Origin of the sequence: Brevibacillus choshinensis (assembly GCF_001420695.1) — a bacterium.
Lineage (GTDB): Bacteria > Bacillota > Bacilli > Brevibacillales > Brevibacillaceae > Brevibacillus > Brevibacillus choshinensis.
Map to the genome: position 1 here is coordinate 105,509 of NZ_LJJB01000015.1, position 22,679 is coordinate 128,187.

Below are 22,679 nucleotides of genomic sequence, written 5' to 3' on the forward strand. Positions count from 1 at the left end.
TAGAAAACAAATGCTTATCGTGGAAAACGTGCGAAAAGTATATCGAGTCAAGGAAAAGACTGGCTGGCTCTTGCGTAAATGGACAGAGGTCGAAGCGGTATCCGATTTGTCTTTTCAGATGGAGCCGGGGAAAATCATCGGCCTGTTGGGAATCAACGGAGCTGGTAAAACAACCACAATCAAGATGTGCTCGACGTTGCTCACTCCTACCAGCGGCTCGATCACCGTGGATGGGTATGACGTGATGCGCCACGATCGACTAGTCAAATCTAAGGTCAATATGATTGCCGGTGGGGAACGCATGCTGTACTGGCGCCTGACCGGTCGTGAAAATTTGCAGTACTTTGGCAGCCTGTACGGATTGGCTGGTGTGCGACTGCAAGAACGTATCGACGGTCTGCTCCATCAAGTAGGGCTAGTCGATGCAGCAAATACCCCTGTCGAGCGCTACTCCAAAGGGATGAAGCAGCGCCTGCAAATCGCTCGTGGTCTGATCAACGACCCACGCTATTTGTTTCTGGATGAGCCGACACTAGGGCTGGACGCACCGATCGCACGCCACTTGCGCGCGCATGTCAAGAAGCTGGCTCGTGAGCATGAAAAGGCCATCTTGCTGACCAGCCACTACATTCACGAAGTCGAGGAGCTATGCGACGAGGTATACATCATCGACAAAGGAAAGCTGGTCGCCCACGATACGCCTGAGCACTTGACGAAGTCCATCTGCAAGAAGACGGCTTTGCACGTCGTCATTCCTACTCGCTCGGATCAGTTGGACCACGACCTGCGACAGCTTGCGCTACGACATGGCGGGACGTGGGAATACGCGCAGACAGACGAGCAGACGTGGGAAGTGACCTTGCGCAGCGAGAGCGATATGACTACGCCGCTACTGTCCCTCCTGGCTGCCCATCAGTCACCGGTACTGCGTCTGCACACCGAACGGCCGACACTGGAGGATGTCATCCTGCAAATGGCAGAACGGAGGGGAGCATGAGCCAGCTGTGCGCCCTGCTCTGGGCAGAAGTCAAAAAAGAGCATCGTCACTCCTTTCACAGTAAAATGGTCTATTTCAGCCTACTCGTCTGGCCGGTTATCATGTTCGTAACTGCCTACTATTCGTTCGCTCCCTTTCATATGGGATCAGGCTCACCGCTCGCCCGGTACGTTTCCCCTGAGCAGCTGCCACTGTTTCTTTTGACAGGCTACTTGGGCTATATCTTTTACTGGTGCCTCGTTCAATCCGCATGGCAAATGAGCTTTGAACGGCAAGCCGGGACCATGGAGATGATCTTTATCAGTCCGGTGAATCGGATGGCGTTTCTCTACGGTCGTTCCCTCTCCTCGCTCGTGGAAGGTGTATGGCTGTTCTTTTGCTTTGTGCTGCTCGCTCTCATGCTCATCGGTGGGATTCATGCCAGCAGCTGGTGGGCAGTCCCGCTTGCCTTTTTGATTTTGCTGCTCTCTGCTGTTGTCTGGGGCGGATTTTTAAGCGTCCTCTTCTTGTTCTCACGTGACTCCAGCTTCCTGTATACGGTGCTGGATGAGCCGATGCTGATTTTTTCCGGCGTCCGCCTTCCCCCGATGGCCTTCCCTTTTTGGGCAAAGCTGATCTCGTTTTGCTTTCCCCTCACGTACGCTCTACAGCTGGTGCGAGGCTTACTCATGGATGGAGCTCCACTTAGCGCGCTCGCGGCGAACATGGGCAGTCTTGGCTGCGTCTTGCTCGCACTCGTGACAGCTACTGTCTTGTTACTCAAGCGCGCAGAAACGCATATGAAAGAGACCGGAAATATGGTGATGTACTAAAGGAGGCAACATTTTCCGGGTAAATGAGACGAATACGACTGAATTAATCAATCGTTTAACAGAGTTATTTGAAATTTCTTGGCAAACATTGCTCTGCGCAACTAATAAGACGGACGCTCGCCAACATGCCTGCGTCTGTCTTTTGTTATATAGAAGGTAAAACCTTATTCGTTCTGTGGATTCCCTATCAAAAAAGCAGCCTCATGCCAGCGTAATTGCTCGACAAGAGACTGCTTTTTATATTTGCCTCAACTCATCCTATTAAAAGGCACGTCCATACTGTTTCGGCGGCTGGAGCTCTTCGGGAGAGAGCGCACGAATCGCGTGCAATGCCCAGTAAGGGTCACGCAGCATTCCACGACCGACTGCCACGAGATCCGTGTCGCCATTTCCTAACGAAGCCTCTGCCAGCTTGGCATCGTCTAGATTCCCGACAGCGATCACAGGCACATCCAGCGCTTGCTTGATAACGCGTGCCAGAGGTACCTGGTAGCCAGGATGAACGCCAGGACGTCCTGCTGAGCCGATCGGACCTTCCCCACCACTGGACAAATGGAAAATGTCCACACCTGCTTCCTTGTATCGGCGGCAAAGCTCGGTGCTGTACTCCAATCCGTACCCGCCATCCACATATTCTACAGCGGAGACACGCATGATCAGCGGCATGTCTGCCGGAACGACCTTCTTGATCGCCTGAATCACTTCAACTCCGAACAGGGCAGGATCCTTGCCGTATTGGTCATCTCGCTTATTCGTCAGTGGAGAATGGAATTGGTGAATCAAATATCCGTGCGCACCATGAATCTCGATGGTATCCATGCCCGCCTCGACAGCACGTCTCGCCGATTCGGCAAACTTGACGACCATTTCCTGCACTTCTTCCGTGGTCAACGCACGAGGTGTTTTGTACCGGGAGCCAGGAAAAGCGATAGCTGATGAAGACACAGGAACTTCCGCATCTTCCGCTTTGCGTCCGGCATGACCGATCTGTATCCCGATCTTTGCACCGTACTTGTGTACTTCGGAGACAATCCGCGAATATGCAGCAATTTGTTCATCTGACCACAAGCCGAGGTCGCCGTTGGAGATGCGTCCGTCTGGCTCTACATCTGTCATTTCCACGATAATCAGACCGGTTCCCCCGATCGCACGGGATACGTAGTGAACAAAGTGCCAGTCTGTCGGAGTACCGTCATGAGCATCGACCGAGTATTGGCACATCGGTGGCATGACAATGCGGTTTTTCAATGTAAGGCCCTTTACTTGAAACGGGGAAGACAACAGTGCCATTTGTTCCACTCCTCTTACTTTTTTTCACCATCATGCCAAAAGTAGGTTTGTTGTGCAATGCCTCGCCGCACTTTGCAAGAAAACGAAGTGCACAAAAAAGAATGGACGGAAAATTCGCTACATAATATTATAACATTACGTAAAATTATTTTTTTATGTATGAAAAAGCGTGAATTCTTTTCCGAAAGGAGCTATACCAAATGGAACTCTCCAAAGGCGTACACATGCTTCATCTTCCCTTTCACGGTATGGTCATTCATCCCACTCTCCTCATCGATCAAGAGATGGCGGTGCTGATCGACACCGGATTCCCCGGTCAGTTCGGCGAGCTGCAGACAGCCATTGAACAGGCAGGCATTTCGTTCAACCAACTAAAGGCAGTCATCTTGACTCATCAGGATCTGGATCATATCGGGAACCTGCCAGAGATTTGGCAAAAAACCGGGGGAAGCATCAGCGTATACGCACATGAACAGGACCGCCCTTATATCCAGGGCGAACTGCCACTCATAAAGGATGGGCATCTCGACAATCCACCGAAGGGGAAAGTGACCGACCTGCTCGTAGATGGTCAAGAGCTACCTTTTTGCGGAGGGATTCGGGTGATCCATACACCTGGACATACCGAGGGGCATATCAGCCTTTATTTACGGGAGAGCAAAACGCTCATCGCAGGCGATTCGATGTACAGCGTGGACGGAAAGCTGATGGGCGTTCATGGTCCAACCACCTTAGACCTAAAGTCTGCCCAGCTCTCTTTGAAGAAATATGCCGAGTTCGACATCACCTCTGTCATTTGTTATCACGGAGGCGTCAGCACCCAAAACATCAAGCAACAGCTTCGCGACCTTTAAGTCGGGGTACGTACCTCCCCCAGCAAACACAAAAACCCCCTTCGGTGAAAGGAAGCTTTCTACCAGAGGGGGTGTTGTCTATTCAAGCGATAAATTTACTCCGGCATGGTGCCGATGTAGTTGGATTGCGGGCGGATGATGCGGTTCTTGCCAGCCTGCTCCAGCACATGTGCACTCCAGCCAACGACGCGGCTGACTGCAAAGGTCGGCGTGAACAGGTCATCGTCCAGACCTACAGCGCGCATAACAGCTGCGGCAAAGAACTCCACGTTTGTATTCAGCTTACGTCCTGGCTTGTATTCATCCAGAAGCTTCAAGCCGACTTTTTCTACATGTGTCGCCAGATCAAACCACGGATCGTTGGCAGACAGCTCAGAAGCTACTACTCGCAGGGCAGTCGCACGAGGGTCGATGGTTTTGTATACGCGGTGCCCAAAGCCCATCAGTCGCCCACCGTTCTCCAGCTTGTTGCGGAGCCACGGTTCTGCATTTTCCTTGGTTCCGATCGCTTCGATCATTTCGGTTACTTCAGACGGAGCGCCTCCGTGCAGCGGTCCTTTCAGCGTACCGATCGCTGCCGTGATGGAGGACACCAGATCCGATTCTGTCGAGCTGACAACCCGTCCAGCGAAAGTCGAGGCATTCATACCGTGCTCCTGCGTCAAAATCAAGTACGCATCCAAGGCCCGTACATGAGCAGGATTTGGCTTCTCGCCTTTGAGCATGTACAGGTAGTTGGCGGTGTGATCCAGCTCGGCGTTTGGTGCGAGTGGTTCACGACCTTCCAGACAGGCAAAGCGATAAGCGACAATTGTCGGCATTTTGGCAGCCAACGAAATCACTTCGTCGATGGTTGGAGGCCAACCCTGAGCAGAGCTGCCAAGCGCAGAAACACCTGTACGCAATACGCTCATCATATCGACGTCAGCGGGTATGAGCTTCAGAATGCCTTTTACATGTTCAGGCAGTTCACGATTTGCTTTCAATTTACTGCTCAGGTCAGCGAGTTCTTCTGCACTAGGCAAATGACCGTACCAGAGCAAGTGGGCTACTTCCTCAAATGTGTGGTGAATGGCCAAATCACGAGCCCAATGCCCGCGATACACGAGCAAGCCATTAATGCCATCGACCAGGCTCAGATCCGTTTCTGCTACAGCGATGCCATCCAGACCAATTGCCAACGTATGTTGTTTACTCATTGATCCCACTCCTTTTTACCGTCTCTATTTCTTTTAGTATATCCGATTGCGATTCGTAAATGAAATAGAACTAAAATGCGATTTTGATCACATTTCATAATCGATATATCCACAACGCATGTTAGGATCGACCCGAGATCACAACAGGTGGCATAGGCGCGTACAACGAGTACAGAATGTCGACGAAATTTTGAGCGGTATCGCTGACCCCTCCCTTTGGCATCACGAGATAGGAAGCCACTTTGGGTAAAGCAAGACCAGGCGTCGGCAGCTCGATGAAACGGTTTTCAAATAAATCCCGACTGACAGCCGTACGTGGCAAAAAGGAAACCCCTAGCCCTTCCTCAATGAATCGCTTGGTGATGTCCACCTGCGAGACCGCCATCGTACGCAGGGAAAGTCCTCGCTGGCGCAACAGAAGCAACAAGTCATCCCAGTATCCAGGGTGATTGTGGGTCAATAGCCGTTTGGACTGTAGCTCTACCTCCCAATCAGGCAGCGGTGCTTCCATATCTCCCCCATTGGACGGGACGGCAAACACGACCGGATCTTCATAGAGCAGATACGTAGCCAGTTGAAATTCTCCGGGCAACATTCTGGTCAAACCGATATCTGCTTGTCCACTCTGCACCAATGGGCCGATCTCCACCGAATCTGCTATTTTAATGGATAGATCAACGTCCGGATACATCTTGGTGTAACGGTGCAACAAATGAGACAGACGAGCACGAGCGATAATCGGCGAGACGGCCAGGTGCAGCTTTTCCCGATAACCCTGCCTCCATGCCTGCAAATCCTCGATCCCGTGATGCCATTGCTCCAAGAGTGCTTTCGCATGCGGCAAATAGCGTTTCCCCGCGGCTGTCAGGCGCACTCGTTTCCCTACTCGCTCGAACAACTCGATCCCCAATTCCTTTTCCAATTGCCGGATATGCTGACTGACGGTTGGCTGAGCGATAAATAGTGCTTCGGCCGTCTGATGAAAATTTTCCGTCGTAGCCGCTACCATAAACGTTTGCAGCACGCGAAAATCCACTTGCTTTCCCTCCTTAATATATAATAACTATCGGTTATAATGATCTATCGAATCGGAAGTACCTCCCTCTCCTCTTTCTCTTCTATCATGAGGAAAAAGAAAGGGTGAATGCAACCATGCTTCTCGCTTACGTCACGATGTGCTTGATCTTTGGCACTTCTTATTTTGCGATTAAACTGGGCTTGGAGGAGGGAATCACACCATTCCTCTATGCGGGACTTCGCTTTTTGTTTGCGAGCCTGCTCGTGTTACTCATCCTGTTGGTGCGTAGACGCCTCGGTCGACTCCACTTGAAGGTCTATCTCGAGCTGGGATTCCTCGGCATTCTGATGACTACGATCCCGTTTGCGGCGCTGTTCTGGGCAGAGCAGTACATTTCGTCCGGTACAGCGGCGCTACTAGTCGCCACTGCTCCGATCTTTACGACTCTAATCAGCTTGTACCGCAAACAGATGACCTTTCGCTGGTTTGTTCCGGCCGGCTTGGTTATCAGTATGCTCGGTACCTTCCTATTGATAGGCTGGTCTCACGATGGCAGTGCACACCAGCTGGAAGCATTCTTCGGAAAGCTCGCGATTATCCTATCTGAATTGTTCTTTTCCTATGGAGCTGTACGCTCCCGAGAGTGGGTAACCCGCTTGACACCCTTTGTCTTCAACGGCTATCAAATGCTGTTCGCGAGCTTTGGTCTGCTACTTCTCTCTTTCCTGACCGAACCGTACGCCGAGACTACCTTTACTCTTACTCTAGCATCGTCCCTGTTTTATCTGGTCATCCTCGTCTCGATCGTAGCCTCTACTCTCTATTATTGGCTGGTACAGGAAACCAATGCCGCTTTCCCTACCACTTGGACGTATGTCGCTCCCGTTATCGCGACGGCGATCGGCTATCTCTTTCTCGGTGAGGCACTAACCGTCTCTCATCTGATCGGCAGTTTCGCTGTTTTACTCGGTGTCATTCTACTGAATGGAGAAGGCTGGGCAAAGCTGCGGCAGCTTCGTACCAATGCAACGCAATCTCCTGGGCTTCAGGACGAGAGATGAGATAGATCGTACGGGAAAACGATGACTCCTCGGAAAATGGCTTCACAACGAGCGATGGATGAAGAAATGCCTCCACGACTAATTGAGGGACGATGCTCACCCCGTGCCCTTTGGCTGTGAATGCCACGAGTGAATCGTTAAAATCGAATTCCATCATATGCTTCGGCTGAATGGCCCGTAGCTGACAATGTTTGCGAAAATCTTTGCGAATATCGCATGGATCCCGATGAATGAGCAAGTCCTCCTGGCAAAAGGAATCAAAATCGATGGCAGGTTCCTTTGCCAAGGGGTGGTCAGACGGCAATACAGCCAGATAAGGCTCCTGAAAGACTGACCATGTGGAGAATTCCCTCGTGACACTCTCCTCTTGGACGAAGGCGATATCCAGCCTGTTGAGCCTCAGCATTTCGGCCAGCTGAGCGCTTGTATCTTGTACAACGACAGACACTTCATTGTTTTTGCCAAAGCCGGCCGCAGCCATCAGACTCGGAAGAAACGTATGAGCCAAGCTCGGCAGCGAGCCCACACGAACAGGCAGGTTCTGTCTGAATCGCTCCATCCCTTTGAGCGTCTCGTCCATCTGCGCCAGTATCAGACAAGCGCGTTCGTACAAAAAACGTCCAGGCTCTGTCAGCTCAATCCCCGTCCGCTTTCGATAGAGCAGTTGACTCCCCAGTTCGTTTTCCAACAGAGCCAGCTGTTTGCTCAACGCCGGTTGGGAAATGAACAATTCTTTCGCCGCCTTATTTATGCTCCCTTTTTCAATCGTTTTCACAAAATAGGCGAGCTGCTCCAACCTGATTTTCACGACGAGATCCGCCCCTTTCATTTGGGACTTATTTCCTGTTTTTAGAAATAATTTACTAATGAACGCGTTCATCGTTCTCCCTTATGGTACAATACAAAATCGAGTGCGAAAAACCTTTTCACAAATCGCACTACGATTAGAGAGAGAAAAACAAGGGAGGAACCTCATGGAAACCGCAACAAACATGACCACGCCACGCAAAAGCTACAAGAAGCCTTTGCTGATTGTTGGTGTGGCGGCAGTCGTTGTCCTGGGTGGACTGGGAACTGCATACGCAAAGCTGGACTTATTCAAAAGCGCCAAAACCATTTACCTGCAATCAGAAACAGAAAGCATGCTGAAGTTCTCTGATAACATCTCGCAGGCGTACGGAAAATACGAAGACTATATGAAGCCGTATCTGGAGAAGCCTGTCCACTCCACTACTGAGCTTAGCGATATCAACCTGGATGCGACCATCCCTGACCCTCAGGCGCAAAAAGTACTGGAACTGCTGAAAAACGCCAAATTGGTCATGCAAAGCAACATGGATGAGCAAAAGCATCAACAGTCCGGAAACGTGGAAGTACACCTCAAGGACAAAAAGCTGGCAACTCTCGAGTACTTTATGAATGATTCACTCGTCGGCTTTCGACTCCCTGAATTCTATTCGAAATACGGCTATGTTGATCTGAAAGACCGCGAAGCTTTGCAGCAAAAGCTGGGTCAGGAGCTGCCAAAACGTTTCCTGACATATAACGACTTGTACAACGCCGTTTCCATCAAGCAAGATGAAGTGAAAAGCATCCTCACCCCTTATGCACTGCTATACGCAAACAGTTTGAAAGACAGTCAAGTGACGATCAACAAGGACGCATCATTCTCCGAGGAAGGCTTCCAAGCAAGTGGCCGCGAAGTGACTGTGAGCTTCACCGAAGAAGAAGCACGTACCTTGGCTACGCAGCTCGCGGAAAAAGCCAAAGCCGATCAAAAGCTGTTTGACTTCATCTACACTCGTTACCACAACGTTTCTACCTTGATGAAAGACAGCGGCTATGAAGTCGAAGAGGAGCTTTCCAAGGAAGAGTTCAAGAAAAACTACGATAAAGGCTTTGACGACATGCTCGCAGACCTGAAGGAAAATACCTCTACGAGCAAAGAACAGCTGAAAATGGTCTTGCTTATCGACAACGATCACCAAATCCTGTCTCGTAAGCTACTGTTTACAGGCGAGAAAGGCAACGAGGAACAAGTCTTCTGGAACAACGTCGCCTATACAAACGGTGGAGATTCCTACTATCGCTACTCCATGCTGAATCCGGAAGATGCGAAAAACAGTGAATTGTCCGTGACCTACAAAGCTTCTGAGAAGAGCGGCAAGACCACAGGAAACGTCGGCGTCGTGATCAAAGAAGAGGCAAAGAACACGCTGGACTTCAAAACGAACTTCGAGACAACCAAAGAAGACAAGAAAGAAAGCGGCACGTACAATTTCACCCTCTCTTTCCAAGACGAATTTGAGCCACAACCGGTTTCTCTCTCCGGTAGCGTAGCTGTATCCGAGACCAAAACGGATAGCAGTGTCGATTCCGAAGGCACAGTTAAGCTCACTTTTAACAACCCGACACCGGATATGCCAAAAGGATTGAGCTTCAAGCTGAAATCGAAAGCGGAATTCGGAAAACCGCTGGAAATTCCTGCGATGAGTGCTGATAACTCCATCAATTTCGCTACGGTTACTGACGAGCAAATGATGGGCATTCAACAGGAAGTAGGCATCGCCGCACAAAAATTCATGGAAGAAAATGCTGAACTGGTGCAACAATTCATGATGCCATAGTACGTGAAAAATAAAGAAAACGCGGGAGCAGTTCAACACGTCCCGCGTTTTTTTATTTGGTGTCAGCCTTGCGCAAAAAGACTCTGACTATCTCTACATACGCTTCAGTCTCTTCTAGATAGCTCACATGGGAGCTTTTTTCAAACACATGAAATTCGGAATCAGGTACGAGCGATTGATAATACTGTGTAGACTCCGGTGCCGCTTCGTCATATCGTCCACAGACGAAAAGCGAAGGAATGTTGATCTCGTGCAGCTTCGGTGTGTAATCAAAGGTCTTGAGGTTTCCTGTCGGGCAAAACTCGGAAGGCCCCCACATCTTCATGTATATATCCTTGTTTCCTTTGGGGCGGCTTTCTACCATGACAGCTGGCAACGGCTCGATTCGGCACACATGTCTGCTGTAGTATTCCTTCATGGCATCTTGATACTCTTTTGAATCGGTTGTTCCCTGTTCCTCGTGCCGCGCGATCGTTTGCTGTACGTCCTCAGGCAATTGGGCCAGGAATTGGTCGGCATCCTGCTTCCAGCGCTCAGCACTCAAGCATGGACTGGAGAAAATCACGCTCTTTACCCCTGCAGGCTTGCGATCAATAAGATACGCAGCCGCAAGCATCGTCCCCCAGGAATGACCCAAAATATGTACTTCATCCAAATCGAGCGCTTCTCTGATATTCATCAGCTCTTCTACAAACCGTTCTGTTTTCCAGAGCGAGTCATCCGTCGGTCGATCTGAATTCCCTGATCCCAGCTGATCATAAAAAATGACATGTCTTTCGTCTGCCAAAACGTGCAGTGCCGCCTGCAGCGGATCATGTGTATTGCCTGGACCACCATGCAGCACGATGAGAGGAGTTTTCTCCTTGTTTCCTTCCCCCACCAGGTTATACCAGACCTTTCCACCTGTTACTTCAATATAGCCTTCCTTTCGTTCCATGCTCTTTCCTCCCATACTTCTATCTTACAGGGTACGCACTAGCTGTTCGATCCCTCCACTGTATCCCCAATACAGAAGATAGACCACCGCCACGCAGAACACAAGGCGATCCACCGCTCGATACATGGACTTGGTCAGTCTGACGCCCACCCAGCCTTGCTTGATCGGCCATAAAAACTGGATGCGCCCAACCATGGCATCACTAATGAGATGGGACAAAAGCCCATACAGAGCCGCTTGCGCCAGAAGCATATCGCTAAACAGCATAGCTGGCAGCAGCAGCATGACCCAGGAATGCGTCAATGTCCGGTGACCAATTCCTTTTTGCAACGCTGAAGACAACGGTCTCAGCCTGTATCCAATCTTGCTTCTTGCCTGATCGATGTCAGGCAACAGAGCCATAGCCCCTCCAATCGCGATCCCTTTCCACGAAGGATACGCGTAATAGCCTGCCATGGCTCCAAGCACCAAATGCGTCTTCCACGTCATTGCCTTTCACACCGACTTTCATTGTTAGTAAGGAATCTTGTGTATCGTGAGTGTTCAGACAAGTCGTTTTCCTATCAAACAAACATGCCTACAGCAGAGGCATAAAGCGCTCAGGTTCCAGCCCCTCGCCTTCGATCACGAGGGCTACCATCCCCGTTTTTGTCCCCGATTCATGCCCTTCTCCTGCGATCCAGAAAGCAGCCTGACCGGCAGCGATAGGAACCTGTTCGTTTCCTTCGCCACGGACCCACCCTTCCCCTGAGACGACCACGAAAAGTTGGTCGACCACAGCAGGATGATAGCCTACGACACCTTCCGCGCCGATATGCATGCAACCAATGTGGACAGACTCAGGGGTTCGCACTATCCGAGATATCGTCGCCTCGACCGAATCAAACCGATCTACCCTGCGCCCTACCTGCTGATCAAACCGGAACAGTTTCATCTCTGTATCCTCCCTCGCTACAAGCTGACTCTTATGGTAGTCCATTTAGTAGAAGGGGAACAGACTCCTGCAAATACAGATTTTATGGTATAATAGGACTATGAGGGCGAGCCAGTACGCCTTCTTTTTTTATTTTCTTCAACTCAAGGCTTGAACCAAATGTCTTTGTAATCGACGAATCCCAATGCGTTTAGAGAGACTCCTGCGAGTGCCGAATGATAGGCTGACTGCTGAAGAGAATGGAACAAGAACAGCACAGCCGAGCTCTCTTTCAGCAATTCCTCTACCCGTATCAAGCACATCTTTTGTCGTTGCGGCTCACTTTCAAGCATGAGCTTGTCCAGCTCCTGATCGATATCCTCCCGCAGCTTTCCATCCCACAGTAAGCGTATTAACCCACGGTCTGATTTGTACATCTCTAGCATCCCTAGCAGCAATTGATCATCAAATACTTCTCCCGCTAAGATCATATCAGCCTTGAGCAGTGTAGCCGGCTTGTTTAGCTCTTCGATGGGGACGATAACGAGCTCCACTGACATCCCTAACTCGCGAAAATATTGCTGGAGCCAGGTGGCATCCTGCTCGTTTCCCGCTCCCTTATACGTATAAAGCTTCAGCGTCTCTCCCTGGTAACCGCTCTCCGCCAGCCTTTCACTCGCCTCATGCACGGAGACGGAGGGCTGAACATATCCATTCTGATGCCAATCCAGAATAAATCCGTTTGCTGGTACGTACCTTCTTCCTCCCACTTCCCGAATCATTTTCTCTCGATCCAGCAAGCGATCGATGGCGTCACGAAACGATGGATTCTGTTGGGGACCACTCCGATTTAGATTAAACGCCAAAAACTTGCAGCCCTTCTCCATCTGCTGAAGCTCTTGCCATGTGTCTCTGTATCCTCTTTTGTCCAGCATGGGCTGCAGAACATGCACTTCGCCTGCAATGGAAGGGATTGCTTCCTGCTTCTGTCTGCTTTCCGGCACAATCCATATCTCTACCCGATCCAGATGGGCCCTCCCCAAAAAGTAAGAGGGAAATGCGTCCAGAATAAACATCTGTTCGCTGTTTTCCACCAGACAAAACGGGCCACTGCCTACTGGCTCACGGGCAAACTGGTTTCCCCTTTCCTGCACCACTTCTCTGGGCAGGATGGACAAGCGATCGGAGGCAAGGATAGAGAGCAGCATGCGATTGGAGCGTTTCAGTCTGATTCTCATGATCGTGTCTCGAACGGCGATCAGCTCTTCGACATCCTCCAGCATCCAATGGTAAGGCGATCCTGTCCGCGGGTCAGCGATTCGCTGGATCGTCCAGACGACATCATCTGCTGTCAGTTCGCGACCATGGTGGAATAACACTCCTTTTCGCAAATAAAACGTCCACTCGGTTCCCTCCTCGTTCGTCTCCCAGTGATGCGCGAGGTGAGGTAAAAAGGTGCCCTTCTTTTCGTCGTAGCGAAGTAAGGTATCAAAAATCTGTTTGACCATGTGAGATTCTGTCACCCGTCCGACGAAAGCCGGGTCGAGTGCAGGTATGGTGCGGTAAAAGGACATGCGCAGCGTATCCCTGGTCCTCATTTCCCCTTGTTCGGTCCGGAATCCGAATTGTCCGGAAAGCCAATCAAAAAACCGTTCTCTGGCTTTGCCTGATACCCGCCATTCGTTCAACAGCATCATTGCTTTTTCCAAATCACCCTGTTGTACATACGCCTGTGAAATCGGAAGAACGATCTGCTCCTTGGTGCGCAAGAAAACCAACCGGGAGGTATGCCCCCTGCCTCTGCCTGGAATCCAATCTAGCCATTGCTGCTCGACTAGCTGCTTGACGACCATTTTTGCATTGCGAACGGTACAGCAAAAAATATCGGCAAGCTCAGGAAGCGTAACCTCCTGGCCCACCCCCTCTGCCACGTGGGAAAAATGTTGGCGGAGTCGCAAGTAATGATAGGCAATTTGCATCGCTACGCACCTCTTTGGTCCCTCACTCAAAAGGGGAAGCTCATTGCATCTTACTTTACCCTTTTTCTTCCCCTTTTCCAAGCTACAATAAATAAAGAAGAAGGAGGTTGTTCCTATGTCGTCACCTGAAAGACAGGTTGCTGCCACTCCAGAAGCTTCTGCATCCACATCCATCTGGCGCAACCGGCCATTTCTCATTCTGTTTTTGACCTCCGCATTTGTCACGTGCGGCGCAAAGGTTTACGAACTAGCCTTGCCACTCATCTTGTACGATATGACACACTCTCCGCTCACCATGACAACGATGAGAAGCATCGAGTTCTTACCGAATCTGCTGTTGGCCATGTTCATCGGCGTATTCGTTGACCGTTTCTCCAAAAAGCGCTGGTCCCAATGGATGGTCTTTGGACAGATGGTTCTCCTGTTTCTCCTTTATGCATTGGTCGAGTCAGGGCGAGCCGAGGTTGCTCACTTTTATGTGGCAGGCTTTCTATTGATGGCCTTTAACTACGGATACGGCAATGCTAGGGTCAGTATCATCAAGCAGGTCGTACCCAAACCACTGCTTACTTCAGCAAATGCCCGATTCTCCTTTCTCTACACCTTGATCGACATCATGGGGCCAGCCATCTCCGGGTTCATTTTGCTGCTCTCCAGTCTTCACAATGGTTTGCTGATTACGGGAATCGCTTATCTCATCGCGCTGATCGCTGTTTCGTTTTTAGAAAAAGAAAAAGCACCGGGAGCTGCCACACCCCAGGGCTCGTTCTGGCAGGATTTCCTGGCAGGATGGCGAGAACTGCTATCCAATCGCCCCCTGTGGATGATTACGATCCTCGTCATCTTCCTCAATGCCACATCTGGAATCTATGACGCCATGATCATCTTTTTTGCCAAGGATCATTTGAAGCTGGACAATTCCCAGCTGGGACTCGTGCTCTCTGTGGCTGGGGCAGGCGGGTTGATTGGAAGCACCTTGGTATCACGGCTCCGTAAACGGTTTCCCACCGGACGCATCATGGGTACGACCATTCTGCTGCTAGGAGTCTCTTACTTGCTCATGGCTATGGCACAAAGCACCTGGATGCTCTGTCTATCGCTGTTTCTGTCTGGGATGATCGGGACGATTGAAAACGTCTGTATTTGGACGTTTCGGCAGGAATCCACTCCCGCACACATGATTGGGCGAATCAGCGGAATCACCGGCTCCGTTTTCAAGCTGGGGATGGTGTTCTCCATTTACGGCTCGGGCTGGGTGACGGTGTGGCAAGGTCCTTGGGCAGCTTTTCTGGCAGCGGCAATCGGCAATCTATTGATCTTTCTCGTGTATCGCAGGCTATCCCTCTGGCGTCTCGCATAGGTCGAGAAAGGTAAGAAAAATGCGGGAAATATACCCGCTTCGTTTTTTCCACTTGGTCAGACTGTAGTGGAGGATAGGAAAAAGGGGAAAACGCTACAGCTTCATAGGAACACCTACTGGGGGTCATCCCTGTCCGGCTCCATATAAAAACCGAAACCGCGTCCAAAGTAGCCGTCTCAGGGAGCTTTTCAGAGGTGGACGCTTAAAAACGTGTTTCGTTTTTTCCATTACGCCTCGGCTGGTGTTCCTAAGATCTTCCGCTTATTTCCCCTCCTTCCTCAGCCAGCTTTGGTTATACTACGTGTCTTATTCTGGGGGCTTTCCTAGGAGTTTTTTGAGAAAAATCAAGCGATAGACAGAATAAGTTTTTTCTACCTTGAAACCTTGTAATATCTGTTAACTAGAAACCTCAATAGCTCGAAGGAGAAGCAGGTTTCCAGGCGAAGCGACTCCAGAACCCATATTAGCGGAACAACGAATTCACGGGATCCAGAAGCGGTACCTCTGTATTTTCTACGGAGCAGATTCTACTTTACCGCTACCCCGTGAATCGTTGTGGAGCGGACAGTCTAATCTTCGATGCAGGGTGTAGGCTGGAGCGTAGATCGGAAACCTGCTTCTCCCCACTACCACAGCAAAAAAACTCCGCCAAAAAAGCCACAAGCAGCGTACCGTTCTGCCTGTGGCTTCTCTTCCTTCTTTTCTGCTCAGAGCTTTACGCCTTGAATCTTCCCATCAGCTTCTCCAGCTCTTCAGCTAAATGAGCCAAAGATGCAGCAGACGTGTGGATTTCCTCCATCGAAGCCAGCTGTTCTTCGGTTGCAGCCGAAACATCCAATGTGCGCGCTACGCCCTGCTGGGTCACACTAGCAATCACGCGCATGGATTCTGCTACCTTCTCTGTACTGTCAGTGAGCGTGCGGGAAGCTGCTGAGACGTCTTGTACCTCTGCGGCGACACGAACAACCGCATCTCGAATATGAGCGAAGGCATCCCCTGCCTGTGCGACACCATCCATGCACAACGCAGTTTGTTGCGAGCTCTTTTCTACGGAAACGATGGCTTCCTGCGTCTCGTTCTGGATGACCTCGATCAATTGCGTGATTCTCCCAGCCGAATTCGAAGCCTGCTCTGCCAGCTTCCTCACCTCATCAGCCACGACAGCAAATCCTCTGCCATGCTCACCTGCACGAGCTGCTTCAATCGCAGCATTCAAAGCAAGCAGGTTGGTTTGCGCTGCAATGCCAGTAATCACGTCCACAATCTGACCGATCTCCTCCGAGCGTTCTCCCAAACCGCTCACCCTGCGAGATAGGCTTTCCATGGCTTCGCCCATGCCATCCATCTGCGTGACGACTAGCTGGATCGCCTGATTGCCATCCGTTGCCAGGTCCGAAGTGCGAATCGCAGTCGCGGATACATTTTCGGCACGCGCCGCGATCTGCCCGATGCCCGTCGCCATCCCTTCTACCTCGATGTGACTCGCTTCCACATTTTGCGCCTGATGCTCGCTGCCGGCAGCCATCTCCTGTACGGTCTCGGCAATCTGTTCGGTTGCCTTGCTCGTTTGCTCGGAGCTCGCAGTCAGCTGTTCTGCCGACGCGGCTACCTGTTCGGCATGGCTACGCACTTGCAGGATCAGCTCCCGCAGATTACGCAGCATTAGGTTAAACGACGCTGCCAGCATTCCGATCTCATCCTTGGATTTGACCGTCAACTCCTGCGTCAGATCCCCTTCACCATCCGCAATCGCTCTCAGCTGCGAATTGACGCGATAGAGCGGAAGAACAATGGCACGTACGAGAAGCGCACCAATCAACACGGCAAACAGAACACCTACTACACTAAAAGCCGTTTGAATGATTTCCGAGGTCACTCGATTGGCCGCCATTCTGGCTTTCTCCGCTTCCTTTTCCGTTTGAACCTTTACTGCCAGTTCATCGATGAGCGCGTCCAATTGTTTACGCGCCTCTCGCTCTTCGCCAAAGTGGAGTCGGAGGGCTTCGTCCCGATTGCCTTTGCCGTAGTCATCTAAAACCTTTTTGCTTGCTTCCTTATAGGCGGTGAAAAGTCCCTTTAATGGTCCCAAATCTTGCCCATAATGCAAAATAGCATGCTGGTTCTTATTTATTTGTTCAGCCAGTACTCCGATTCTTTCGACCTTTTCTTGCATCTCCTGCGTATACGTGGCATCTCCAGTCAAAAAGTACCCACGCTCGTCGTTGTTTCGCCCTGTCATGATAAATTGCATTTCGCGAAGAGTCGTGAGCAGTTCTCCTTCGTCAACCATCTCGGTGTAGGAGGCTGTCAGCATTTTGGTTTGAACGTACATATAAGTCCCGGAACTCAGCATGATCGCTAGGATCACACCAAACGCAATGATGAATTTCGTTCTGATTTTCATGGGGAGCCTCCTTTTTTATTTGACGCAGGGATGAATGTCGAATACAGTCGAACCCCCACACTACCTGTTCCCCGTCCTCATTGCCTTCAAACGTCGTTTCATTTGAAAACTTGGCTACGCCAAGCTTCTGGCGGAGCCTTAGTTGCACTTATACTGGATAGGAATCTTATAAATTCCTATCTGTGAAACAAAAACCCCCGCACAACCGCGCGAGGGAGCCATCCTTTTTCCTATTCTACTTCACACCTAACCGAGCTACCCATTCATCCTCGGCTGTATAATGAATCATTCCCGCTATATTCTCTGGCGGATTCGCACTCTCCCACTCGATCGTCCTGCTCATGGCTTCCTCCGGAGAAAACCGTTCCCTATACCCCAGTTCGTGTCTGATTTTGCTCGTATCCAGCTGGATGTGTTGTCGTGTCTCGATATCCATGACCAGATGGGGTGGCAGGTCTGCAGCTGGTACAGGTATGATTTTGCCTTTCCATCCCACTCCAGCTGCGATGCGTTCGACCCACTCCGCCATAGGCAAGCCTGTTTCTTCCCCGACGTGATAGATTTGACCTGCTGCCCGATCATTCAACACGGTCAGACTGATGGCCTCCGCTATATCCTCGACATAACCGCGTGACCAGCGCCACGAAGCAAATCTTTCATCCATGAGAATCACGGAACGACCGTCACGCATTTGCTGTAAATAAGGGTAGAGACGATGCTGATAATCACCTGGGCCGTAAACCATCGGCAGACGAAGGATCGTGCCCGGCAGGCTCTCATGCCCCATTACCACTTGCTCCACCAGCACTTTGTCATAATCACTCCGGTCAGCTCGTGCCCCTTGAAACGGATACCGTGTCTCGCATAAAGGCGACTGCTCTGTCAACGGACCTTCTTCCACTGGACCCGATTCGATCCGGTTTACCCGACCAAAAGCCTGATACACATCGCAGCTGCTGATCGCAACTACACGGCCCGAAATTCCAGTAAAAGTCTCCATGAGTTGAGTGGCATCTGCTTCTGAATAAGGGAACAAATCTACGACCACGTCTGGGGCAAATTCGCGAAAAGCGTTGCGGGACTCATCTAGTCTCGCCCGGTCACCTGTGAACTGGGTAACTCCTGAGGGGAGAGAATTCCCGCCGGGAGATTGCCCGCGGTTATAGACCGCGATCTCATGCCCCAGATCAGCCATTCGTTTGACCGCATGTGGACCGATAAACCGTGTTCCCCCTAAAAACAAGACCTTCATCCCGACACCCCCGCCTCCTACAGCTTTTCGATGACTTTGTCGATTAGACCGTACTCCAACGCTTCCGTTGCCGAGAGGAAATAGTCTCGATCCGCATCCTTTTCGATCTGCTCGACTGTCTTGCCCGTGCGCTGGGCAATAATCGAGTATAGCATGTGACGATGCCGCAGAATCCGGTCAGCCGCGATCTTGATATCGCTTGCCTGCCCTTGGCTGCCTCCCCAAGGTTGGTGAAGCATCACTTCGGCATTCGGCAGTGCGTACCGTTTGCCCTGGGCTCCAGCCACTAGCAGCATGGCTCCCATGGATGCCGCCATACCCGTGCAAATGGTGGACACCTCCGGTTGCACGAAATTCATCGTATCAATGATGGCCATACCTGCCGTTACCGATCCACCCGGCGAGTTGATGTACAGATGAATGTCTTTTTTCGGATCTTCCGCCGCGAGGAACAGCAGCTGAGCCACAACAGCATTGGCGACTTGATCATCGATGGCGCTACCCAGAAAAATGATACGATCCTTTAGCAAACGAGAGTAGATATCATACGAACGCTCGCCGTAACTGGTTTGCTCCACAACTACAGGAATGAGATTCATGCCTAACGCCTCCTTTAAAAGTGAAGGTAAGTTGGTTTACGCCGCCAAGCTCATGCGAGTCGTTTGTGGCGTCGAAGCCGGTATACTTTTTCGATGAAATCCGGACGAAACTTCTGTAATGACAGCTGGGCTTTCAGCAGGTCCGACTGTCCACGTCTTGACGGATGCCTCTTGCTCCACGACTCTTTGATTCCCTGATCGGGAAGGCAGCGGTATGACGTTTCCTCCCTGTCGCTCGGGGCGACTCTCCCACACGACTACCGGTCTGGATTTAGCTGGTGAGGTGGACTCTGTTCTCATGCCTCTTCTCCTCCTTCTTTGGGGTACACAGCGAGAATGACTTGATACGTTTCCTGACCATCTACTGGGGATTGATACTTTTTCACCAGCTGGTTGACCAACTGCACATACTCCTCCACAAACGCACCCCGTTGCTCGGCGCTTGCCAGTCGAATACTGGTATCCAACGTGGCGCTCGGGATTTCTTCCTCCCGATCGGAGCGCTCCATCAGCGCAAGTGCATCACGTTTGATCCGTTCAGCTGTATTGACTAGATGCGACAGCGCCCCTTGATCCTTCATCTGCTGAACCGTCTCGTTTGCAAAGTTCAACGCATCGGATAAAACATATGTCCGTGCGATAGCCAAATAGAGCACCTCGACCAGATTGCGCACCTGACGACTTCCGACCTTGCGTACCAAGCCCACCTTTTCAAGCGCCTTCAAATGGTAGTTCACGCGTTGGGGAATTTCGTTGATTCCACGCGCCACTTCTGCTGCTGAGGCTGGCTCTGCCAATCGGCTCAATATTTCTGCCCGTAGTGGGTTGAGCAATGCCATCGCCTGCTCAGGAGCTTCGACTACATAGGTTTCCAGCTGTTCATGCGCCACAAAAACACCTCATGACATTAATCATTTACGTAAAAATAGTTTATTACGTAGCTTTTCGTTTGTCAAATGCTGGACGTACCTAAAAATGCCCCGCTTGTCCAGCGGAGCTTTTTGGTGCGATAACAGCTTGGGATGGGAATTTATCGCTGATATTCGATTTTTTCGCCATTTTGTGGTATTTGTATCCGATCAGACAAATCGTTTGCCCTTACGTACTCGACCAGCTCACTGCGGCTGAGCAAGCAATGATTCCACACTTCCATATGCGCGACGAAAATTTGACTGTTTCCAGCGGCTTGTGCTAACTGGACGATGTCTTCTTTCGTCATCGTAATAGGATCTCCCACCAAGAACTGCGCGGCTCCAGCAAATGGGACCACCACGTCAGGTTGATGGGATTTCAGGGCATGCTCCACTTCTTCACACCAGATGGTATCACCCGTCAGGTACAGTGTCGGCTCATTACCATCCCTTGCTTTTAGCACAAACCCCGAGACCGGTCCCATCTTCTCTCCAATTTCTCCCGTTCCATGGCGTCCCCCGGTCCGATCAAAGTGGATGCCTTCCCATTCGTAATCATCCTCAACCACGATGACTTGTTCAAAGCCGTGGTTCTTCAGCTTCTCTCGATCCGGCGGCTGACAGAAAAGCGGCACATGTTTGGGGAGTTGTCTGACTGCTGCTTCGTCCAAATGATCCATGTGCGTGTGGGTAATCAGGATAGCGTTCACACCATCCAATACTTCCTCTACAGACATCGGCAGCTCCACGCCAGGATTTGGCCTTTGATTTGGCGTGTTGACGGTTGCAGGCATCTCTCCTGCTTGACTCAGCATCGGATCCACCAATAGGATGTGTCCGTTGTATCCTACTCGCAACGTTGCATGTCGCACGAGCTGAATGTGCATGTTCGATCTCCCCTTTGCCCGTTATAATAAGTATCACTAGCCCTATTGTACGCCGGACTTGGCAGTTGCCGCGAAAGAAGCGGCGTAGGTTCACTTTCACCGTGAAAGGAGATCGTCATGCTCGATCAAACGGATCTGCACATCCTCGCTCTGCTGCGTGAAAATAGCCGTCTGCAGTGGAAGGACATCGGGGAACAAGTTCACCTGAGCGGCCAAGCCGTAGGGAACCGAATCAGACGGATGGAAGAACAAGGCATCATTCAAGGCTATACGACCATCATCGATACCTCCAAGGTCGGACCTGTGCTGACTGCGATCATCTCGATGTTCATGAAATCAAACGATCACCAGGCATTCATTCGCTTTATTTCGAACCACCCTGAGGTCATTGAGGCACATCGGACCACAGGAGAAGGCTGCTATTCTCTCATCGTGAGCGTCACAGATCAGACTGCTCTCAATGCGTTGTTGGATGAGCTGCTTCCTTTTGGAAATTACCGCATTAGTCTCTCCATCGGCAAGATCAAATAAGGTAACGATTCCGACTGCAAGCAATTTCCGCAGCATTTAGGGTTGCCTGATTATGTGAACAGGAGTAGAATGATGGGTACCAAGAACGCAGGTTCTTGCGTTGCCACAAGAAAGGAGGAGAATCGCCATGGAAGACTTTTTGTTCCTGCTTTCATTGGAGGATTTCTTCGCCTTGCTCGCCCTGTTTGTGGGATGCTTTACTTCGATTTTCTATTTGAGACGAAGTGTTTCCCCACGAAATCTGGCTATTCAATGGCACCTGAGTGATGCTTATCAACCCAGCATTAATCCTCGTATGGTTGAGACTTATCCGATGGCGGCAAGGCAACCGTTGCGCACCCGATTGTTCCGGCGCATGCGGCATGCAGATGGCGAATCAGATACATACGATAACCTGATTTTTGGATAAATCCACTTTGGAAAAACCAAAAGGAGGTAGATCTTATGATCGCCAAATACATCGGAGAAGCTTTATTGTTTGCTGTTAGTCTGCCCATCTTTGCCTTCCAAACGGCAGAGAGCCTTCACGCTCTGGCAGACGCGTTTGTGCAAATGTCCGATTTCGTAAACTGGAAATAAAAGAGCAAAAGCCTGACCGTCTCTTTCGACGATCAGGCTTTTTTTGTGCCGCTTCCTCTGCCGTCTACTCCTCGTTGATGCGGTCCCCACGGGTCGTCGGCTGGGAAATGACTAGAAATTCCATCGCATCCTCGCCCTCATTCTTCATCTGGTGCGCAGCCCCTGAAGGGACTTCTACACCTTCCTGACTCCCGATGGTGTGACGGACACCCTCTACCTCCAGAACAGCCTGCCCAGATAACACAAAGAAAAATTGGCGCGATCGCTCGTGGTAATGTCGTACCTCTGCTGTATTTCCCGGCATCCGCTCATGAATGACGCTCAGCTCCTGGCCTTTGACCAAGTGCCAGCCATCGCAAACCTCTCCCCACACATAGTGCTCAGCATTTTCCTTGCTAACTTTTGAAGTCATTTCCCTCACCCATTCTGTTTCAATTGATACTTTTACCAATTGGCGTTTACGCTCTAT

Annotated in this window: 24 protein-coding genes; 9 read left to right on the forward strand and 15 right to left on the reverse strand. The window is 50.7% G+C overall.

Annotated features, from left to right (window positions below; all coding sequences use genetic code 11):
* Positions 1-10: 10 nt before the first annotated feature.
* Both AN963_RS28920 and AN963_RS28925 read left to right on the forward strand, forming a co-directional pair.
* On the forward strand, positions 11-997 hold the full coding sequence (locus AN963_RS28920; protein WP_055748018.1) for an ABC transporter ATP-binding protein: 987 nt from the start codon (positions 11-13) through the stop codon (positions 995-997).
* Positions 994-1,809 carry an ABC transporter permease gene (locus tag AN963_RS28925; protein ID WP_055748019.1) on the forward strand — a complete coding sequence of 272 codons (816 nt, stop codon included), beginning with the start codon at positions 994-996 and terminating at the stop codon, positions 1,807-1,809. The genes AN963_RS28920 and AN963_RS28925 overlap by 4 nt, the downstream gene beginning before the upstream one ends.
* 261 nt (positions 1,810-2,070) lie before the next feature.
* Here the strand turns inward: AN963_RS28925 and AN963_RS28930 are convergent, their stop codons facing one another.
* Positions 2,071-3,099 carry an NADH:flavin oxidoreductase/NADH oxidase gene (locus AN963_RS28930; protein ID WP_055748020.1) on the reverse strand — a complete coding sequence of 343 codons (1,029 nt, stop codon included), beginning with the start codon at positions 3,097-3,099 and terminating at the stop codon, positions 2,071-2,073.
* Between the two features lie 200 nt (positions 3,100-3,299).
* On the opposite strand from AN963_RS28930, the gene AN963_RS28935 reads away from it, so the two are divergent.
* On the forward strand, positions 3,300-3,953 hold the full coding sequence (locus tag AN963_RS28935; RefSeq protein WP_055748021.1) for an MBL fold metallo-hydrolase: 654 nt from the start codon (positions 3,300-3,302) through the stop codon (positions 3,951-3,953).
* A gap of 95 nt (positions 3,954-4,048) precedes the next feature.
* Here the strand turns inward: AN963_RS28935 and AN963_RS28940 are convergent, their stop codons facing one another.
* Both AN963_RS28940 and AN963_RS28945 read right to left on the reverse strand, forming a co-directional pair.
* Positions 4,049-5,152, reverse strand: coding sequence for a citrate synthase/methylcitrate synthase (locus AN963_RS28940; protein WP_055748022.1), 1,104 nt, complete (start codon positions 5,150-5,152; stop codon positions 4,049-4,051).
* 121 nt (positions 5,153-5,273) lie between these two features.
* Entirely contained in the window at positions 5,274-6,188 is a 915-nt protein-coding gene (locus tag AN963_RS28945) for a LysR family transcriptional regulator (RefSeq protein ID WP_055748023.1), read from the reverse strand.
* A 104-nt stretch (positions 6,189-6,292) separates the two neighbouring features.
* Between AN963_RS28945 and AN963_RS28950 the strand changes: the two genes are divergently transcribed.
* Positions 6,293-7,231, forward strand: coding sequence for a DMT family transporter (locus AN963_RS28950; protein WP_055748024.1), 939 nt, complete (start codon positions 6,293-6,295; stop codon positions 7,229-7,231).
* On the opposite strand, the gene AN963_RS28955 is transcribed toward AN963_RS28950, so the two are convergent.
* Positions 7,143-8,060, reverse strand: a complete 918-nt coding sequence (locus AN963_RS28955) for a LysR family transcriptional regulator (protein ID WP_055748025.1) — start codon at positions 8,058-8,060, stop codon at positions 7,143-7,145. The two genes, AN963_RS28950 and AN963_RS28955, sit on opposite strands and share 89 nt — an antisense overlap.
* Positions 8,061-8,205: 145 nt before the next feature.
* Here AN963_RS28955 and AN963_RS28960 point away from each other — a divergent pair, with 145 nt between their 5' ends.
* Positions 8,206-9,858 carry a DUF6583 family protein gene (locus tag AN963_RS28960; protein ID WP_055748026.1) on the forward strand — a complete coding sequence of 551 codons (1,653 nt, stop codon included), beginning with the start codon at positions 8,206-8,208 and terminating at the stop codon, positions 9,856-9,858.
* A gap of 52 nt (positions 9,859-9,910) precedes the next feature.
* Here the strand turns inward: AN963_RS28960 and AN963_RS28965 are convergent, their stop codons facing one another.
* From AN963_RS28965 to AN963_RS28980, 4 genes are all read right to left on the reverse strand, one after another.
* Entirely contained in the window at positions 9,911-10,795 is an 885-nt protein-coding gene (locus AN963_RS28965) for a proline iminopeptidase-family hydrolase (protein ID WP_055748027.1), read from the reverse strand.
* A gap of 24 nt (positions 10,796-10,819) precedes the next feature.
* Complete coding sequence (locus AN963_RS28970) at positions 10,820-11,284, reverse strand: metal-dependent hydrolase (RefSeq protein WP_055748028.1); 465 nt, start codon at positions 11,282-11,284, stop codon at positions 10,820-10,822.
* A gap of 88 nt (positions 11,285-11,372) precedes the next feature.
* A complete protein-coding gene (locus tag AN963_RS28975) occupies positions 11,373-11,729 on the reverse strand; it encodes a cupin (protein WP_055748029.1) in 357 nt (118 codons plus the stop codon).
* A 143-nt stretch (positions 11,730-11,872) separates the two neighbouring features.
* Positions 11,873-13,687 (reverse strand): SgrR family transcriptional regulator, encoded by a 1,815-nt coding sequence (locus AN963_RS28980; RefSeq protein ID WP_055748030.1) that lies wholly within the window; start codon positions 13,685-13,687, stop codon positions 11,873-11,875.
* A 115-nt stretch (positions 13,688-13,802) separates the two neighbouring features.
* Here AN963_RS28980 and AN963_RS28985 point away from each other — a divergent pair, with 115 nt between their 5' ends.
* On the forward strand, positions 13,803-15,047 hold the full coding sequence (locus tag AN963_RS28985; RefSeq protein WP_055748031.1) for an MFS transporter: 1,245 nt from the start codon (positions 13,803-13,805) through the stop codon (positions 15,045-15,047).
* A 715-nt stretch (positions 15,048-15,762) separates the two neighbouring features.
* On the opposite strand, the gene AN963_RS28990 is transcribed toward AN963_RS28985, so the two are convergent.
* From AN963_RS28990 to AN963_RS29015, 6 genes are all read right to left on the reverse strand, one after another.
* Complete coding sequence (locus tag AN963_RS28990; RefSeq protein WP_055748032.1) at positions 15,763-17,451, reverse strand: methyl-accepting chemotaxis protein; 1,689 nt, start codon at positions 17,449-17,451, stop codon at positions 15,763-15,765.
* A 235-nt stretch (positions 17,452-17,686) separates the two neighbouring features.
* Positions 17,687-18,703, reverse strand: a complete 1,017-nt coding sequence (locus AN963_RS28995; protein WP_055748033.1) for an NAD-dependent epimerase/dehydratase family protein — start codon at positions 18,701-18,703, stop codon at positions 17,687-17,689.
* Positions 18,704-18,720: 17 nt separating this feature from the next.
* Positions 18,721-19,302: an ATP-dependent Clp endopeptidase proteolytic subunit ClpP gene (gene clpP / locus AN963_RS29000; RefSeq protein WP_055748034.1), complete on the reverse strand. Its 582-nt coding sequence runs from the start codon at positions 19,300-19,302 to the stop codon at positions 18,721-18,723.
* A gap of 36 nt (positions 19,303-19,338) precedes the next feature.
* Positions 19,339-19,602: a hypothetical protein gene (locus AN963_RS29005; protein WP_055748035.1), complete on the reverse strand. Its 264-nt coding sequence runs from the start codon at positions 19,600-19,602 to the stop codon at positions 19,339-19,341.
* Positions 19,599-20,192 carry a winged helix-turn-helix domain-containing protein gene (locus tag AN963_RS29010; RefSeq protein WP_055748036.1) on the reverse strand — a complete coding sequence of 198 codons (594 nt, stop codon included), beginning with the start codon at positions 20,190-20,192 and terminating at the stop codon, positions 19,599-19,601. The genes AN963_RS29005 and AN963_RS29010 overlap by 4 nt, the downstream gene beginning before the upstream one ends.
* A 140-nt stretch (positions 20,193-20,332) precedes the next feature.
* On the reverse strand, positions 20,333-21,100 hold the full coding sequence (locus AN963_RS29015) for an MBL fold metallo-hydrolase (RefSeq protein ID WP_055748037.1): 768 nt from the start codon (positions 21,098-21,100) through the stop codon (positions 20,333-20,335).
* A gap of 117 nt (positions 21,101-21,217) precedes the next feature.
* Here AN963_RS29015 and AN963_RS29020 point away from each other — a divergent pair, with 117 nt between their 5' ends.
* The 3 genes from AN963_RS29020 (at position 21,218) to AN963_RS32330 (ending at position 22,210) form a co-directional block, all read left to right on the forward strand.
* Positions 21,218-21,631, forward strand: a complete 414-nt coding sequence (locus tag AN963_RS29020; RefSeq protein ID WP_055748038.1) for an Lrp/AsnC family transcriptional regulator — start codon at positions 21,218-21,220, stop codon at positions 21,629-21,631.
* A gap of 127 nt (positions 21,632-21,758) precedes the next feature.
* Positions 21,759-22,040, forward strand: a complete 282-nt coding sequence (locus AN963_RS29025; RefSeq protein WP_055748039.1) for a hypothetical protein — start codon at positions 21,759-21,761, stop codon at positions 22,038-22,040.
* A gap of 35 nt (positions 22,041-22,075) precedes the next feature.
* Complete coding sequence (locus AN963_RS32330) at positions 22,076-22,210, forward strand: hypothetical protein (RefSeq protein ID WP_269084421.1); 135 nt, start codon at positions 22,076-22,078, stop codon at positions 22,208-22,210.
* A 64-nt stretch (positions 22,211-22,274) separates the two neighbouring features.
* Here AN963_RS32330 and AN963_RS29030 read toward each other — a convergent pair whose 3' ends face one another.
* Complete coding sequence (locus AN963_RS29030) at positions 22,275-22,622, reverse strand: cupin domain-containing protein (protein ID WP_055748190.1); 348 nt, start codon at positions 22,620-22,622, stop codon at positions 22,275-22,277.
* Between the last annotated feature and the right edge of the window lie 57 nt (positions 22,623-22,679).